This window comes from Kitasatospora sp. NPDC030952, from assembly GCF_055571335.1.
In genome coordinates, this window is the sequence record NZ_JBVIFM010000016.1 from 75,402 (window position 1) to 90,462 (window position 15,061).

Here is a 15,061-nt window from a genome sequence, read left to right on the forward strand (position 1 = left end):
CCCGGTTAGCCTCGACGGGTGGACGCAATCGCACGGGCCTGGTCGAAGGTGGTACGGACGGCACTCCCGGGGCCGTGGCGGCCCCGGCGGGTGGTGGGCGAGGCCGTGGTGGCGCTGCTGCTGGCCGTGCTCACCGGGCTGCTGGAGCTGGTCGCCGGCACCGGTCTGGCCTGGCCCTTCGGTCTCGCGGTCGCGGTGCTGTGGGTGCTGCGGCGCGGCTTCCCGGCCACCGTGCTGGTGCTGACCGGGGCGATCGCGGGCTGGTCGGTGGGGCCGGTACTGCTGCTGGTGTGCGCGGGCTGGGTGGCCGGGGCGCGGATCGGCCGGGTGTGGCGGCTGGTCGGCGCCTTCGTGCTGAGCTACCTGGTGTTCTCCACCTTCGGGATGCTCAAGGACGGCGCCGCGGGCTCGTCCAAGCTGATCATCGGACTGTCGCTCGGCGTCTTCCTGGTCTTCGCCGTGCTGCCCGCCCTCTACAGCCGCTACCGGGCGCAGCGCCGGGCCCTGCTGGACGCGCTGCGCGAGCGCAACGACCAGCTGGTACGCGAGCGGGCGATGGTGGTGCACCAGGCCCGGCTGCGCGAGCGGCACCGGATCGCCCAGGACATGCACGACAGCCTGGGCCACCAGCTCGCGCTGATCTCCGTGCACTCGGGCGCGCTGGAGGTGGACCGCACCCTCAGCGACCGGCAACGGGAGGCGGTCGGGGTGCTGCGGCAGGCGGCGGTCGCCGCGATGCGCGAGCTGCGCGAGGTGGTCGGGGTGCTGCACGACGAGTCGACGGCCCTGCCGCCGGCGGCAGGCGCCCCCGGCCCGGCGCCCTCCCGGGGCGGGGTGGACGGCGTCGAGGGGCTGGTGGAGTCCTCCCGCGCGGCCGGCGCGGAGGTGGTGTTCCGTACCGAGGGGGAGCGGCGGGCGCTCGCGGCGGCGGTCGACCACGCGGCGTACCGGATCGTGCAGGAGGCGCTCACCAACGCGCACAAGCACGCCCCCGGCGCGCCGATCGCGGTCGCGCTCCGGTACGAGCCGGACGCGCTGGTGGTGGAGGTCACCAACCCGGGCGCGCCGGAGCTGGTCGGCGCCCGCGCCGGCGCGGGGGCGGTGGTGAGCGGCGGACAGGGGCTCACCGGCCTGCGGGAGCGCGCCCGGCTGGTCGGCGGGATGGTGCACGCCGGTCCGACGCCCGAGCAGGGTTTCCGGCTGGCGGCCGTCCTCCCGTACGAGGGGGCGGAGGCCGAGGGCGCAGCCGTGCTGACGGCGGAGGAGGACTGGATGTCCGGTCTGCCGCCGGTCGACGGGGCGGAGGACGGTCGGCGCCGCCCGGCGCTCGGCTGCGCGGCCGGGGTGGGCGCGGTCACGCTGATCGTGGCGGGCTTGGTGGCCTGGGGCGTGGTGGCCTTCGTCCGGGGCGCCAGCGACTCGACGGTGTCGCAGTCGCTCTACGACCAGATCGGGGTCGGGGAGTCGAGGTCCGAGGTGATGCGGCAGCTGCCGCCCGGCAACGACTTCTTCACCTCCGACTACCAGCACGCGGGCCCGCCCCAGCCGGAGGACTCGCACTGCCGCTGGTACTCGCTGGCGAAGGCGGAGACGGGCGACTCCTGGTCGGACGACCACGTGGCGCGGTTCTGCTTCAAGGGCGGGGTGCTGGTGGAGAAGGTGGAGTACGTCAAGAAGAGCTGACACCGTCCGGGCGGGCCGCCGAGGCCAGGCAGGCGGGCCGGGCAGGCCGCCGAGGCCGGGCGCGTCGGGCGGGGCGGCCCGGGCGGGGGACGGTGGGGGCGGGGATGTGAGGATGGTGCTCCAGTCGCACCACCGTTCGAGGGGAATGACCAGCGTGATCCGAGTCCTCGTCGCCGACGACGAGCCGCTCATCCGGGCCGGGATCAGGATGATCCTGGGGTCGGCCGACGACATCGAGGTGGTCGCGGAGGCCGCCGACGGCCGGGAGGCGCTGGAACTGGCCAGGGCGCACCGGGTGGACGTCGTGCTGCTGGACATCCAGATGCCGGTGATGGACGGGCTGACGGCGCTCGGGGAGCTCGGGAGGGTCGCCCCCGGCGCGCGGGCGATCATCCTCACCACCTTCGGGGAGCGCGAGAACGTCCTGCGCGCCGTGACCGAGGGCGGCGCCGGGTTCCTGCTCAAGGACACCGCGCCGAACGAGCTGATCCAGGCCGTCCGTGCGGCGGCCGGCGGGAACGCCTTCCTCTCCCCGGCCGCCACCCGGCACATCGTCGACTCGCTCGCCTCCGGGCGCAGCGGCTCGGCGGCCGCCCGCGGGGCGGCGGCGCGGCGCCGGCTGGAGGTGCTCACCGGGCGCGAGCTGGAGGTGCTGGCGCTGCTCGGGGAGGGGCTGTCCAACGCGGACGCGGGGGCCCGGATCCACATGAGCGAGGCGACGGTGAAGACGTACGTCAGCCGGATCCTGGCCAAGCTGGGCTGCGAGAACCGGGTGCAGGCGGCGCTGCTGGCGCGGGACGCGGAGCTCGACGGCCGTAGCTGAGCGCGTTCGCGCGATCGCGGAGGGTGTCGGTGGTGACGGATCCCACTCGATCGCCTTGCCGAACGGGGAACTCCGGATGTCGTGGTGACGGTCCGTCAGTGATCGGTGACGGACCGTCGACGGTGTGCGGGACTTCACGGATGGACAGATGTGAGCGCGAGCACGGAAATTGATCGTTCGATCTTTAAAATGCGGTCAAACCCGGTCGAACCGGGCATCGTTTCTTGATCGATACCGCCGGTAACAGTCAACTGACCTGCGATGACCAAGAATTGCTTGCTGTGCCCCGGACATGCCCCTAGCTTTCTTGGCGGCGCAACGAGCGCCACCCGGGTTCACCCCGACGCACGGCCCGCCGACTGACCCCCGGCGCGAGGGCGGTGCCCGCCGACGAGACCGGCTCGAACAGGCCGTCGGCGAGTGGAGGTGACCGGGGCGGCACGGCACGTCCGACACGTGTCCGGCCGCCCGACGAGTGAGGTGAGCGCGACCGACCGGCCCGTGTCCCGGGCCTGGTTCCGCCTGCCCGCCCGGGGCTTGTCGAGAGGACATTCATGACTTCCCGTCACGAGACCGCCGCTGCCACCGACACCACCGCCACCGTCAAGCGCAACCGCCTGCGGCTGGCGGTCATCGCGGGCGCCGCCGTCGCGGCCCTGCCGGTGGCCGGCCTCGTCACGGCCACCTCGGCCTCCGCCGCACCCTCCTCGGCCTGGGACACCGTCGCCCAGTGCGAGAGCGGCGGGAACTGGAGCATCAGCACCGGCAACGGCTTCCACGGCGGACTGCAGTTCACCCCCTCCACCTGGGCCGCGTACGGCGGAACCGCGTACGCCCCCCAGGCCAACCAGGCGACCAGGGCGCAGCAGATCGCCGTCGCCGAGAAGGTGCTCGCCTCGCAGGGGCCGGGCGCCTGGCCGGTCTGCTCCAAGAAGGCGGGCCTGAGCAAGGGCGGCGCCCCGGCCGCCGTCGACACCGGCTCGGACGCGGGCTCGGACGCGGGCTCCTCGGCGGCCAAGCCGGCCCAGCGCTCCGCCAAGGCGGCCCCGAAGGCCGCCCAGCACGCCGCTCCCAAGGCCGCCCCGAAGGCCAAGGCGCCCGCCGCGGAGGCCCCGCAGGGCCGTCCGTCGGCCAAGCCGGCGCAGTCGGCCCCGGCGGCGGAGCGGAACACCTCCGGCGGCAGCTACACCGTCAGGAGCGGTGACACGCTGAGCGGCATCGCCGCCAAGTTCGGCGTCGACACCGACCGCCTGTACGGCAAGAACGTGCGCACCATCGGCGCCGACCCGGACCTGATCTTCCCGGGGCAGACGCTGACCGTCTGACACGGCTCCACACCGGCGGCCACCCCTGTGCGGGGGTGGCCGTTCCGGCGTGTTCGTGGGTCGGGTCGTACTACCTCCCGGTGGTCGCACCACCGGGGCGCGCGGAGTCGTAGTTGAAGATTGAACGCAACGTCTGAATACCGCCGGAGACGTCAAGGAATCCGGATCAGGATCGACCCGTACCCCGAGAGCGGCACACCGGCCGGACACACCGGCCGGGGCGCGATCGGAACACGGTGAACGAGGAGATCCGAAGACATGACGATGAACAGTGCGGCGGCGCTCGACGGCAAGGTGGCCCTGGTGACCGGCGGCAGCCGGGGGATCGGGGCGGCCATCGCGCTGCGGCTGGCCGAGGACGGCGCCCACGTGGCGCTGACCTACCAGGGCTCGGCCGAGCGGGCCGAGGAAGTGGTCGCGAAGATCACCGCGATGGGCCGGACCGGCTGGGCCGTGCGGGCCGACAGCGCCGACCCGGCGGCGGTGCGCGCCGCGGTGGCGGAGGTCGCCGAGCGGTTCGGGCGGCTGGACGTCCTGGTGAACAACGCGGGCGCCGGCGCCGGCGGGCCGATCGAGGAGGCCTCGATCGAGGAGATCGACCGGGTGCTGGACGTGAACGTCCGCGCGCCGTACCTCTACGCCCAGGCGGCGGTCGAGCACCTGGCCGAGGGCGGGCGGATCGTCAGCATCGCCAGCTGCATCGCCCAGCGCGTGGTCTTCCCCGGCGCCGCGCTCTACGCGACCAGCAAGGCCGCGCTGATCGGCCTGACCAAGGCGCTGGCCAGGGAGCTCGGCCCGCGCGGGATCACCGTCAACCTGGTCCACCCGGGCCCGATCGACACCGACATGAACCCGGCCGACGGCCCCTCCGCCGACTTCCAGCGCGGCTTCGTCGCCCTCGGCCGCTACGGCACGGTGGCGGAGGTGGCGGGCGCCGTCGCCTACCTGGTGGGCGAGGACGGACGGTACGTCACCGGCGCCGAACTGTCGGTGGACGGCGGGTTCGCCGCCTGACGCCCAGGGCCCGTCCGGCAGGGGCGGCGGTGTCGTGCCGGGCGGTCGTCGGTGACCGCGCTTACGATCGCCCGGCACGACCCGTGCGCCCCCCAGGCCCTGTCCGGCGGATCCTGCCGCGCGCTGATCCGACACGATCCGCCGGACAGGACCCAGACCCCGACCGAGAGGTGTGCCATGACCGCGGTGGACGACCCGATCGACCTGCTCGCCCGGGCGCTCGCCCAGACCGCCGGGCTGATCGACGGCACCGGTGTCGAGCTGGCCGGCCACCAGACCCCCTGCCACGCCTGGGACGTCGGCGATCTGATCAGCCACCTCCTCCACGACCTGCGGCAGTTCACCCTCCGGGCCGAGGGCGGCCGGCCGGACTGGTCACAGCCCTTCGACCGGGTGGAGGAGGACTGGCTGCACGCCTTCGAAGCCGGCGCCGAACGGCTCGTCCAGGCCTGGCGCGCCGCCGGGGACCTCACCGGCACCGTGCCGGGGCCCGGCGGCGGCACCCTCCCGGCCCGCTTCCCGGTCGACCAGCAGACCACCGAATTCGCCGTCCACGCCTGGGACTTGGCGCACGCCACCGGCCAGTCCACCGACGGGCTGGACCACCAGGTGGCCGACGCGGCGCTCGACTGGGCGCACGGCGCCCTCAAACCCGAGTACCGCGGCGAGGCCTTCGGTCCCGAAGTCCCCGCGCCGGCGGACGCCCCGGCGTACGACCGGCTGGCGGCGTTCTTCGGCCGCGACCCGGGCGCGTGACTCGGCGGCCGGTGGGGTCAAATCCTGTTCCTGATACGGTTCTTGACCATGGGGGATGATCAGGGACGAGTAATCGAGACGGCCCGCGCGTTCGCCGCGCTGCTGCGGGCCGAGGGCTTCGCCGAGGCCGTCGAACTGTTCGCGCCGCCGCTGCGGGCCGCCGTCCCGGCCGAGGCGCTCCGGCTCGCCTGGGCGACCGAGACCGACGGGCGCGGCGGGGTGACGGCGATCGGCGAACCGGAGCCCGAGGAGGTGGCGGGGGAAGGGGCCGAGGAGGTGGCCGAACCCGATGGCGAGCCGGTGCGCGTACGCATCCCGGTGAGCTGCGCGGACGGCGGCTTCACCGTGGTCACCTCGGTCGGCCCGGACGGCCTGCTGCACGGACTGCGGCTGGACCCGGGCGACGGCGCCGCCTGGCGGCCGCCGGCGTACGCGGACCCGGCGCGGTTCACCGAGACCGAGGTGCTGCTCGGCAGCGGACCGCTCGCCGTCCCAGGCACCCTCACCCTGCCGGTCGGACCGGGCCCCTGGCCCGCCGTGGTGCTGCTCAGCGGCGGCGGCGCCTTCGACCGCGACGAGAGCAGCGGCCCCAACAAGCCGCTCAAGGACCTCGCCTGGGGGCTCGCCACCCGGCTGACAGCCGTCCTGCGCTTCGACAAGCCGACCTTCACCCACCCGGACCGGCTGCCCGCCGGCTTCACCATGGCCGACGAGTACCTGCCGCCCGCGCTCGCCGCCCTCGACCTGCTCCGCGCCCGCCCGGAGATCGACGCCGACCGGCTCCACCTGCTCGGCCACAGCATGGGCGGCAAGGTGGCGCCCCGGATCGCCGCGGCCGCCGAACCCCCGGTCGCGGGAATGGTGTTGCTGGCCGCCGACGCCCAGCCGATGCACCAGGCGGCCGTCCGGGTCGCCCGGTACCTCGCGGCGCTGATGCCCGGACCGCAGCTGGAGCAGCTGGTGGAGACCCTGGTCGGGCAGGCCGCGGTCGTGGCGGGCCCCGAGCTGACCCCGGACACCCCGGCCGACGCCCTGCCGTTCGGACTCTCCGCCGCGTACTGGCTCGACCTGCGCGACTACGACCCGGTGGCCACGGCCGCCGGCCTGTCCGTCCCGATGCTGATCCTCCAGGGCGGCCGGGACTACCAGGTGACCGTCGAGGACGACCTGACGCGCTGGCGGCAGGCCCTCGCCGACCGGCCCGAGGTGACGGTGCGGATCCACCCGGAGCTCAACCACCTCTTCCTCCCGGGCAGCGGCCCCGCCACCCCGGCCGAGTACGCCCGGCCCGGGCACGTGGCGGCGGAGGTGCTGGAGGGCATCGCGGCCTGGCTGGACGGCCGATAGGGGCATGCTGCGGTGGGGGGCGTTCGACGGGGGCGCTCGGTAGGGGTGTTCGACAGGCCCTGAGCCGCGCCTGACCGTTGGGGCCGGTGCGGCCCGGCCGTGGAGCGGGTGCTCAGTGGAGGACGACGAGGACGGCGTCCCACTGGGCGGTGGTGCGGCCGGTGGCGGTGCAGTGGGTGGCGTCGGCATCGGTACCGGTGGCGATCCGGTGGGCGGTGGTGAGGCGGTCGGGGGAGAGCTGGAGGACGGGCAGGGTGGTCCAGCCGGCGGCGAACTCGGGGGCGGTGCCGCCGTTGCTGCCGACCGCGCCCACCAGGAGGTCGCCGGGTTCGCAGCCGGAGCTGCCGGCGGTGCTGAAGGCGGACCCGCCGGCGTCTCCGGAGGCGGGGGAAAAGGCGCGGAGGGTGCTGACGCCGCGGAACTCGTCCACGGCGACGTGGAAGTCCTCGGAGCGCGGATAGCTGGCGCGGATCGAATCGGCGGTGGTGAGGGCGGCGGCGTCGAAGGCGGCGAGCACCAGGACGCGGTGGCGCAGTGCGTCGGTGACGTCGCCGAGGAGCTGGAAGCGGTCGCCGTGGCTGTCGGTGACCGTGACCGGTCCGGGGCAGGTGCCGGTCAGCAGCACGGAGACCACCAGGGCGTCCCCGCGGGTGACCGGGGCCAGCACCGGCAGGGTGAAGTCCGTGCTGGTGGCGGCCTGTTGGCCGAAGGCCGTCCGGGCGACCCAGTCGGGCGCCGGCGTTCCGGGGCCGGTCGGGCCCGGTGTCGGGTGTTCGCCGGGCGCGGGGAGGTCGGGGTCGGCGCTCGGGCAGTCGTGCGCGGCGGACCGGGCGCCGGCTGGGGCTGGGGCTGGGGACTGGGCGGCGGGTGCGCGGTCGGCGAGCAGGCCGAGGGTGCCGAGGACGCCGAGCGCCAGCCCGAGGAGCAGGCTGAGCGCGTGGGTCCAGAGCCGGGTGCGCGGCGGCCGGGCGGGCGGGGCGGGCGGGGCGATCCGTACGGCCCCGGACGGAGTCGGGACCGGTGCCGGGACCGGTGTCGGGACCGGTGTCGGGACCGGCGGCGCGGGTGCGGGGGAGGTCGGCGGCGCCGGGATGACGAGTTCGGCGGGTGGTTCCCCCTTGACGGCGGCCCGCCAGCGGTGGTGCCACTCCTCCTCGTCCCCGCCGCAGGCGCTGACGAAGGCCCGGGTGGTGGGCCAGGAGGGGAGCCGGGAGCCGGAGGCGGCCTCGTAGAGCGTGGTGTGGGAGATCGAGCCGACGGCCTTGGCCATGGTGCGGAACGAGGGCTGGCCGGCGTCCAGTCGGAGGGTGCGCAGCTGGCCGGCGAAGTTCTCGGCGGCGGTGGGCGGTTTTCGCGCGGCTCGCCGCTCCTGCTGGTGTTCCGCCATGACGGCCCCCTGTTGTCAGCTGTCAGATCCTTCGGTGCCGCTGCTTGCTTGTCGCGTACGGATCATAGCGATGGGTGACGGCGGTGAAGGGGCGATTCATCGACTCCGGTCGGCGGAAGGCGTGTTCGGCAGGTGTGTTCGTCAGACGTGTCAGCTGTTGTCAGTTCCTGTCAGGCGGTACCGAACAGTGCCGGTGATCGGGTCAGCTGGCTCCGCCGTCGAGGTCGACGGGGTTGGCAACGGAGCGGCCGGACCGGGCGTCCGGCCGGACAGGAGGACCCTCATGGTCAAGAACATCATGAAGAAGATCGGGCGGCGCGGGGCGACCACGGCTGCCGTGCTGGCACTGGCGGCCGGCGCGGTGGGCGTCTCGGCCGGCAGCGCGTCCGCCGACGGCTGGTACTCCCTCCGGTACCACGCCAGCGGCCACGGCGTGGGCGTCTACGCGCAGCAGTACTCCTGGACGACCAAGGTCGCCGGCGACCTGGGCTCGTACTCGTGGTCCTCGGACGAGATCTACATCGAGTGCTGGACCCGGGGCGAGGACATCAACAACCAGGGCAACGTCTGGTACCAGATCGGTGGCACCAACGGCGTCTTCTTCGGAACGGCGTACACCTACGGCGCCTACACCGACGGCAACTGGTACTTCCACAACGGCCTGCGCGCGTGCTGACGGCCGGTTGACCCGGCTGTGCCCCGCCCGTCCGCCGGGCGGGGCACAGCCGCGTCAGTGTGCCGTCCGGGCCGCCGCCGCACGCTTGATCGCCTCGCGGATGCGCGGGTAGCTGCCGCAGCGGCAGATGTTCTGGATCTGGTCGATGTCGGCGTCCGTCGGCGCGGGGGTGCGGCGCAGCAGGGCGACGGCCGTCATGATCTGGCCGGGCTGGCAGAACCCGCACTGGGCGACGTCGCAGTCGATCCAGGCCTCCTGCACGGGGTGCAGGGTGTCGCCGTCGGCGAGGCCCTCGATGGTGGTGACGGTGCGGCCCTCGCAGTCCTTGACGGCGCGGGTGCAGGGCTGGAACTCCTGGCCGTCGAGGTGGCTGGTGCAGGCCCGGCAGACGCCCACCCCGCAGCCGTACTTGGGGCCGGTGACGCCGAGCTTGTCGCGGAGCACCCAGAGCAGCGGCATGTCGTCCGGGGCCTCGACGCTGACGGGCTGCCCGTTGAGGACGAAGGTGTGGGTGGGCATGGGGAGTCGGTGTCCTCAGAAGTCGATCGGGAAGGAGCGCGGGCTGGTGCCGGTGGCGCGGGCGTAGGCGTTGGCGACCGCGGCGGAGGCGGCCGGGACGCCCAACTCGCCCGCGCCGCCGGGGGATCCGCTGGGCGGCATGAGGTGGATCTCGACCGTCGGCGGGCTGTTGCGCTGCCGGGCGTAGTGGAAGTCGGCGTAACTCCCCTCCCGGAAGGCGCCGTTGTCCAGGTGGTTGCCGGCCTGCAGGATGACCGAGATGCCGTCGATCAGGGCGCCGGTCAACTGGGCTTCCAGACCACGGGGGTTGATCACCTGGCCGACGTCGGCGGCGATGACGGCCTTGGTGACCCGGGGGTTGGCGCGGTCGGTGGCGTCGAGCTCGACCAGGTAGGCGACCCGGCCGCCGTTCTCGTCGTGGTAGCCGACGCCCTGGGCCTGGCCGTCGGGCATCGGGCGGCCCCAGTTCCCGGCCTTGGCGACGGTGTCGAGCAGGGCCTGCCCGGCGGCGTCGCGCACCCGGGCGCGGCGGAAGGCGACCTCGTCCTGGCCCATCCGGCGGGCCAGTTCGTCCATCATGATCTCGTCGGCGACCCGCACCATGCCCGAGTAGACGGAGCGCCAGCTGCCGGTGTGCACCTGCAGCGGCACCTCGGCGAGCAGCTGGGTGGGGATGCCGACGTTGTACGGGTTCTTCTCGGTGAGCAGGAAGAAGGCCTGGGCGAGGCTGATCCCGGCGACGGAGAGGTTGAACCCGGCGCCGGTGAGGGCCTCGCCGAGGCCGTGCGAGAGGTCGGTGCGGACGGTGGCGGCGCGGTGCTCCCAGGTGAGGACCTGGCCGAGGCCGTAGGTGGCGCGGATGCGGTGGTGGCTGGCGGGGCGCATCCGGCCGTGGCGCATGTCGTCGTTGCGGGTCCACATCAGCTTGACCGGGCGCCCGGCGGCCTTGGAGATCTGGGCGGCCTCCAGGGCGGCGTCGAAGAACAGCCGGCGCCCGAAGGAGCCGCCGCCGCGCACCACGTGGACGGTGACGGCGTTCTGCGGCAGGCCGAGTTCGGCGGCGATGGTCTGCTGGGCGATGATCGGGCTCTGCGCGGCGAACCACAGCTCGGCGCGGCCGGGCCGGACGTCGGCGACGGCCGTCAGCACCTCCATCGGGGCGTGGTTGACGAAGGCGAAGTCGAACTCGCCGTCCAGGTACGGGGTGAGCAGCGGCGGCAGCAGGAACGGCGCGTGGGCGGCGCGCAGCCGGGCCTGGACGTCGGCGGTGGAGAGGTCGGCGACCGGGCCGGGGTTCCAGGTGGTGCGCAGCGCGTCGCGGGCCTTGAGCGCCTGGTCGAAGGTCTCGGCGAGGACGGCGACGCCGGTGGGGATCCGCACCACGGCGAGCACACCGGGCATGGCGCGGGCGACCGAGGCGTCCAGCGACCTGAGGGTGCCGTTGACGGTGGTCGGGCGGGCGACGACGGTGGGCGCGGCGCCCGGGATCCGGAGGTCCCCGGTGTACTCGGCGCGCCCGGTGACGATGTCGCGGGCGTCGATCCGGCCGGTGGGCCGGCCGACCAGGCGGCGCTGGTCGGCCGGCTTGGGGGTGGCGGGCACGGCGGGCACGATCACGGCGGCGGCGTCGGCGGCGAGTTCGCCGAAGCCGAGCCGGCGGCCGTCGGGGGCGAGCACCGCGGAGCCGGCGGTGCGCAGGCCGCCCGCGGGAACGTTCCAGCGGTGGGCCGCGGCCGTGACCAGCCGGGCGCGGGCGGCGGCGGCCGCGGCGCGCACCGGGTCGTACAGCGAGCGCACCGAGTTGGAGCCGCCGGTCAGCTGGTTGAAGAGCAGTTCGGGGCGGCCGTCGGAGAGCGGCACGTCCACGTCGGTGAGTTCGGCGTCGAGTTCGTCGGCGACCAGCATGGCGATCGCGGTGGTCAGGCCCTGGCCGACCTCCAGCCGGGGCAGGTACAGCGCGGCACGCCCGGCGGGGGTGATTTCGAGTACCAGCAGGTGGGAGGTCGGCAGCCCGGCGAGGATCATCGCGTCGCCGAGGTCGAGGACGTCGGGGATGCCGGGCAGGCCGAGCAGTTGCGGGGGCGCGGAGGCGGCCCGGGTGGCCGCGGCGGCTTCGGCGGTGCGGACGGCGGCCCGGGCGGTGGCGGGTGCGGCGGCGTCGAGGCCGAGCCGGGCGGCGACGGTGAGGGTGGGGGCGGCCAGCAGGTAGGTGAGGAAGCGGCGGCGGCCGGTGTCGTCGTCGGCGGGGCGGGCCGGCTCGTCCGGGTGGTCGGCGGTCTCCGAGGGCGCGATGGAGGTGCTGATGGGAGGAAACCCTTCGAACCGGGGACGGCGCCGGATCGGGCGGGCACGGACGGCCCCGGCCCCGGTGCCGGATCGCGAACGCCGTCGAGCATAGGAGGGCGCTACTGACGGGTCAACACGGTCAATCTTGGCCCTCCGGTCGGCTGGTGGAGGTGTCCGGTCCGCTTCCGGCGGGGGAGTCCGAGCGGGTACGGACGGCGCTTCGGCCGGGCGGCCGGGGGCGGCGCGGGGCCGCGCCGGATCCGGTCGACGGGCCAACGGACGGCTGTCGTACGGGAGTTCACGGCTCGTCCGGCGGTGCGCCCGGTGGTGCGGCGGGTGGCGCAGTGGGCGGTGGGGTGCGGTGGGGAAGTGGCCCAGGTGGATGCAAGATCAATGGATCTGTCGGATGGTCCACTTCTTCCCTAGGCTGGGCGCTGCCCCACCACGGACCGCCCCGAGCGGTTGCGAACGGGTGGCCCGCGCGCCGCCCGTCCGCAGTCCGTCGTCCCGAATCGTCGTCCGCAGTCCGCAGTCGCAGTCCCGCCATCCGACAGGAGACACGTGCCGAACCAGAGCGCCGCCCGGCTCGCCCTGCTGCCCCCCGCCGGCCCCCAGCGCACCCTCGCCGCAGCCCAGTTGGCGAGCGCGGTGGGCGACGGCGCCTACTACACCTGCTCCGCGCTCTACTTCACCCGGGTCGTCGGCATGTCGCCGACCGCCCTCGGCCTGGGCCTCGCGGTGGCCTGGGCGCTCGGCTCGCTGGCGGGCGTGCCGCTCGGCCACCTCGCCGACCGCCGCGGCCCGCGCCGCACCGCCGTGACGCTCGCGCTCGCCACCGCCGCCGTGGTCGCCGTCCTCCTGGTGGTCCGCTCGTACGCCCCCTTCCTGCTCGCCGTCTGCCTCTACGCCACCGCGCAGTCCGGCCTCACCGCCGCCCGGCAGGCGCTGGTCGCGGGCCTGGTGCCGCCCGCCGAACGCACCGGACTGCTCGCCCACCTGCAGTCAACCCTCAACGGCGGACTCGCCGTCGGCGCCGCCATCGGCGGCATCGCGCTCACCGTCGGCACCCGGACGGCCTACCTCGGCGCCTTCGCCGTCACCGCACTCGGCTTCCTGGCCGGCGCCCTCGTCCTCCGAGGGCTGCCCGAAGTCCCGCCCGCGCCACGGGAGTCGGGCACCGGCCCGCGCCTGGCCGTGCTGCGGGACCGCCGCTACGCCGCCGTCACCCTGGTCAACACCGTGCTGCTGCTGCGGATGCCGATGCTCAGCCTGATCCTGCCGCTGTGGATCGCCCAGCGCGCCCCCGGCCTGGGCTGGCTCGGCTCGGTGCTGTTCGTGCTCAACACCCTGGCCGTACTGGCCTTCCAGGTCCGGGCGGCGCGCGACGTCAGCGGACTGGACTCCGCCGTCCGCGCGGTGCGCTCGTCCGGGGTGCTGCTGCTCGCCTCCTGCGTGGTCTGCGGGCTGTCCGTGCTGGACGTCCCGCTGTGGGCCTTCGCCGCCCTGCTGGTGGCCTCGGCCGTCCTCCAGGTCGCCGGCGAGATGCGCCAGTCGGCCGGCTCCTGGCAGCTCGGCTTCGACCTCGCGCCGCCCGAGCGGATCGGCCAGTACCAGGGGTTCTTCGGCACCGGCGTGGCCGTCGCCCGCACCCTCGGACCGCTGCTGCTCACCGCCCTGCTGCTGGACGGCGGGCTCGCCGGCTGGCTGGTGCTGGGCGCGGTGTTCCTCGCCGCCGGGTACGCGATGGGCCCGGTGGCCCGCTGGGCGGCGCGCGACCGGGCGCCGCTGGCAGCGGCGGCGGCCGCCTCGTAGGGCGAGTCCGGGCCGGTCCGCCGGACGGGCCCAGGACGGCGCCGGGCAAACCGGTGGCCCCGGCCCGCCGTCCGCTGGCATGCTGGCCGCGTGGAAAGACCCCAGATCTGGCTCGACTTCGCCCCCGAGCTGCACCTCTTCGTCTCCGCTCCCCGGCGGGCCGGCCGCACCGCGCTGCGCACCGACGGCTCCTCCAGCCTCGGCCACGTGGTCGAGTCCCTGGGCGTCCCGCTCACCGAGGTCGGCACCCTGCGGGTGGACGGCCGGCCGGTGCCCGGCTCGTACGTCCCGGCCGAGGACGAGCACGTCAGCGTCGAGGCGGTGGCCCGGCCGCAGCCCTCGCCCGCCGCGCCGCGCTTCCTGCTGGACGTCCACCTCGGCACCCTCGCCCGCCGGATGCGCCTGCTCGGCCTCGACGCCGCGTACGAGAACCCGGACATCGGCGACGCCGCGCTGGCCGCCCGCTCCGCCGCCGAACAGCGCATCATGCTCTCCCGCGACCGCGGCCTGCTGCGCCGCCGCGAGCTGTGGGCCGGCGCCTACGTCTACAGCCACCGCCCCGCCGAGCAGCTGCGCGACGTGCTCTCCCGCTTCGCCCCGCCGCTCGCCCCCTGGAGCCGCTGCACCACCTGCAACGGCACCCTGCGCACGGTGAGCAAGACCACGGTGCGCGAGCAGCTCCACGACGGCACCGAGCGCTCCTACGACGCCTTCGCCCAGTGCACGGAGTGCGGCCAGGCCTACTGGCGCGGCGCCCACCACGCCCGGCTGGAGGCGATCGTCACCGACGCCGTGCGCGAGTTCGGGGGCGTCCCGGGGTAGCGGCCGCGCGGGCGTCCCGAGGCCGGATGCCGGCCGGTGCCGAAGCCGGGCCCCGCGGTGGGCGTGGCCCGATCGGCGACGGGGGACGATCCCGGGAACTCCGTCGTACGAGAGAGGCCGGGTCGTCGGATGAACGATCAGTCAGTGCAGCAGTCCGTCTCAGCACGGCACCAGGCGTTCGAGAGCGCCGAGGCCGCCGACGCCCCCGTGGTGACCGCCCCGGACGGCGCCGTGGTCCGCCCGCTGCTGGTCCTGGACGGGCTGGGCAGCCTCGCCGTCTTCGAGCTCGCCCCCGGGCAGGTCACTCACGCGGTGTCGCACGCCACCGTGCAGGAGCTGTGGCAGGTCACCGCCGGTGGCGGCGAGCTGTGGCGGCGCCAGGACGGCCGGGAGGAGGTCCACCGGCTCGACCCCGGCACGGCCGTGTCGATCCCGCTGGGCACCGCCTTCCAGTTCCGGGCCGACCCGGACGGCGACGGGCCGCTGCGGATCACCGCCGTCACCATGCCGCCCTGGCCGGGGACGGACACCGAGGCGCGCCCCGAGGACGGCCCCTGGAGGGCGACCGTCCGATGAGCCGGGCCCGGTGCGGCAACTGCCGTTAGAGCAAA

13 protein-coding genes are annotated in these 15,061 nt (G+C 74.9%); 10 read left to right on the forward strand and 3 right to left on the reverse strand.

What is annotated here, in order from left to right; genetic code table 11:
* Nucleotides 1–18: 18 nt before the first annotated feature.
* The 6 genes from ACZ47G_RS25930 to ACZ47G_RS25955 all read left to right on the forward strand — a co-directional run bounded on the left by ACZ47G_RS25930 (nt 19) and on the right by ACZ47G_RS25955 (nt 6,948).
* Complete coding sequence (locus ACZ47G_RS25930) at nt 19–1,683, forward strand: sensor histidine kinase (protein WP_465746486.1); 1,665 nt, start codon at nt 19–21, stop codon at nt 1,681–1,683.
* 154 nt (nt 1,684–1,837) lie between these two features.
* The gene (locus ACZ47G_RS25935; RefSeq protein ID WP_465746658.1) at nt 1,838–2,506 is read left to right on the forward strand and encodes a response regulator transcription factor; all 669 of its coding nucleotides are present in this window, start codon (nt 1,838–1,840) and stop codon (nt 2,504–2,506) included.
* Between the two features lie 554 nt (nt 2,507–3,060).
* Complete coding sequence (locus ACZ47G_RS25940; protein ID WP_465746488.1) at nt 3,061–3,831, forward strand: transglycosylase family protein; 771 nt, start codon at nt 3,061–3,063, stop codon at nt 3,829–3,831.
* A 258-nt stretch (nt 3,832–4,089) separates the two neighbouring features.
* Complete coding sequence (locus ACZ47G_RS25945; protein WP_465746490.1) at nt 4,090–4,845, forward strand: SDR family NAD(P)-dependent oxidoreductase; 756 nt, start codon at nt 4,090–4,092, stop codon at nt 4,843–4,845.
* Between the two features lie 177 nt (nt 4,846–5,022).
* Nucleotides 5,023–5,601, forward strand: coding sequence for a TIGR03086 family metal-binding protein (locus ACZ47G_RS25950; RefSeq protein ID WP_465746492.1), 579 nt, complete (start codon nt 5,023–5,025; stop codon nt 5,599–5,601).
* A 48-nt stretch (nt 5,602–5,649) separates the two neighbouring features.
* Nucleotides 5,650–6,948: an alpha/beta hydrolase family protein gene (locus tag ACZ47G_RS25955; protein WP_465746494.1), complete on the forward strand. Its 1,299-nt coding sequence runs from the start codon at nt 5,650–5,652 to the stop codon at nt 6,946–6,948.
* Nucleotides 6,949–7,060: 112 nt separating this feature from the next.
* Here the strand turns inward: ACZ47G_RS25955 and ACZ47G_RS25960 are convergent, their stop codons facing one another.
* A complete protein-coding gene (locus tag ACZ47G_RS25960; RefSeq protein ID WP_465746496.1) occupies nt 7,061–8,335 on the reverse strand; it encodes a helix-turn-helix domain-containing protein in 1,275 nt (424 codons plus the stop codon).
* A 283-nt stretch (nt 8,336–8,618) separates the two neighbouring features.
* Between ACZ47G_RS25960 and ACZ47G_RS25965 the strand changes: the two genes are divergently transcribed.
* Nucleotides 8,619–9,011 carry a hypothetical protein gene (locus tag ACZ47G_RS25965; RefSeq protein ID WP_465746498.1) on the forward strand — a complete coding sequence of 131 codons (393 nt, stop codon included), beginning with the start codon at nt 8,619–8,621 and terminating at the stop codon, nt 9,009–9,011.
* 54 nt (nt 9,012–9,065) lie between these two features.
* Here ACZ47G_RS25965 and ACZ47G_RS25970 read toward each other — a convergent pair whose 3' ends face one another.
* A complete protein-coding gene (locus tag ACZ47G_RS25970) occupies nt 9,066–9,530 on the reverse strand; it encodes a (2Fe-2S)-binding protein (RefSeq protein WP_465746500.1) in 465 nt (154 codons plus the stop codon).
* Nucleotides 9,531–9,545: 15 nt separating this feature from the next.
* Complete coding sequence (locus ACZ47G_RS25975) at nt 9,546–12,092, reverse strand: xanthine dehydrogenase family protein molybdopterin-binding subunit (RefSeq protein WP_465746502.1); 2,547 nt, start codon at nt 12,090–12,092, stop codon at nt 9,546–9,548.
* A gap of 285 nt (nt 12,093–12,377) precedes the next feature.
* On the opposite strand from ACZ47G_RS25975, the gene ACZ47G_RS25980 reads away from it, so the two are divergent.
* The 3 genes from ACZ47G_RS25980 (at nt 12,378) to ACZ47G_RS25990 (ending at nt 15,026) form a co-directional block, all read left to right on the forward strand.
* Nucleotides 12,378–13,628, forward strand: a complete 1,251-nt coding sequence (locus tag ACZ47G_RS25980) for an MFS transporter (protein WP_465746504.1) — start codon at nt 12,378–12,380, stop codon at nt 13,626–13,628.
* A gap of 90 nt (nt 13,629–13,718) precedes the next feature.
* Nucleotides 13,719–14,450 (forward strand): Mut7-C RNAse domain-containing protein, encoded by a 732-nt coding sequence (locus tag ACZ47G_RS25985; RefSeq protein WP_465746506.1) that lies wholly within the window; start codon nt 13,719–13,721, stop codon nt 14,448–14,450.
* Between the two features lie 129 nt (nt 14,451–14,579).
* Nucleotides 14,580–15,026: a cupin domain-containing protein gene (locus ACZ47G_RS25990; RefSeq protein WP_465746508.1), complete on the forward strand. Its 447-nt coding sequence runs from the start codon at nt 14,580–14,582 to the stop codon at nt 15,024–15,026.
* The last annotated feature ends 35 nt before the right edge of the window (nt 15,027–15,061 follow it).

Coding starts and splice junctions, on each gene's coding strand:
- ACZ47G_RS25940 (WP_465746488.1), top strand. CDS start 3,061: ATGACTTCCCGTCACGAGACCGCCGCTGCCACCGACACCACCGCCACC.
- ACZ47G_RS25955 (WP_465746494.1), top strand. CDS start 5,650: ATGGGGGATGATCAGGGACGAGTAATCGAGACGGCCCGCGCGTTCGCC.
- ACZ47G_RS25970 (WP_465746500.1), bottom strand. CDS start 9,530: ATGCCCACCCACACCTTCGTCCTCAACGGGCAGCCCGTCAGCGTCGAG.
- ACZ47G_RS25990 (WP_465746508.1), top strand. CDS start 14,580: ATGAACGATCAGTCAGTGCAGCAGTCCGTCTCAGCACGGCACCAGGCG.
- ACZ47G_RS25960 (WP_465746496.1), bottom strand. CDS start 8,335: ATGGCGGAACACCAGCAGGAGCGGCGAGCCGCGCGAAAACCGCCCACC.
- ACZ47G_RS25965 (WP_465746498.1), top strand. CDS start 8,619: ATGGTCAAGAACATCATGAAGAAGATCGGGCGGCGCGGGGCGACCACG.
- ACZ47G_RS25945 (WP_465746490.1), top strand. CDS start 4,090: ATGACGATGAACAGTGCGGCGGCGCTCGACGGCAAGGTGGCCCTGGTG.
- ACZ47G_RS25950 (WP_465746492.1), top strand. CDS start 5,023: ATGACCGCGGTGGACGACCCGATCGACCTGCTCGCCCGGGCGCTCGCC.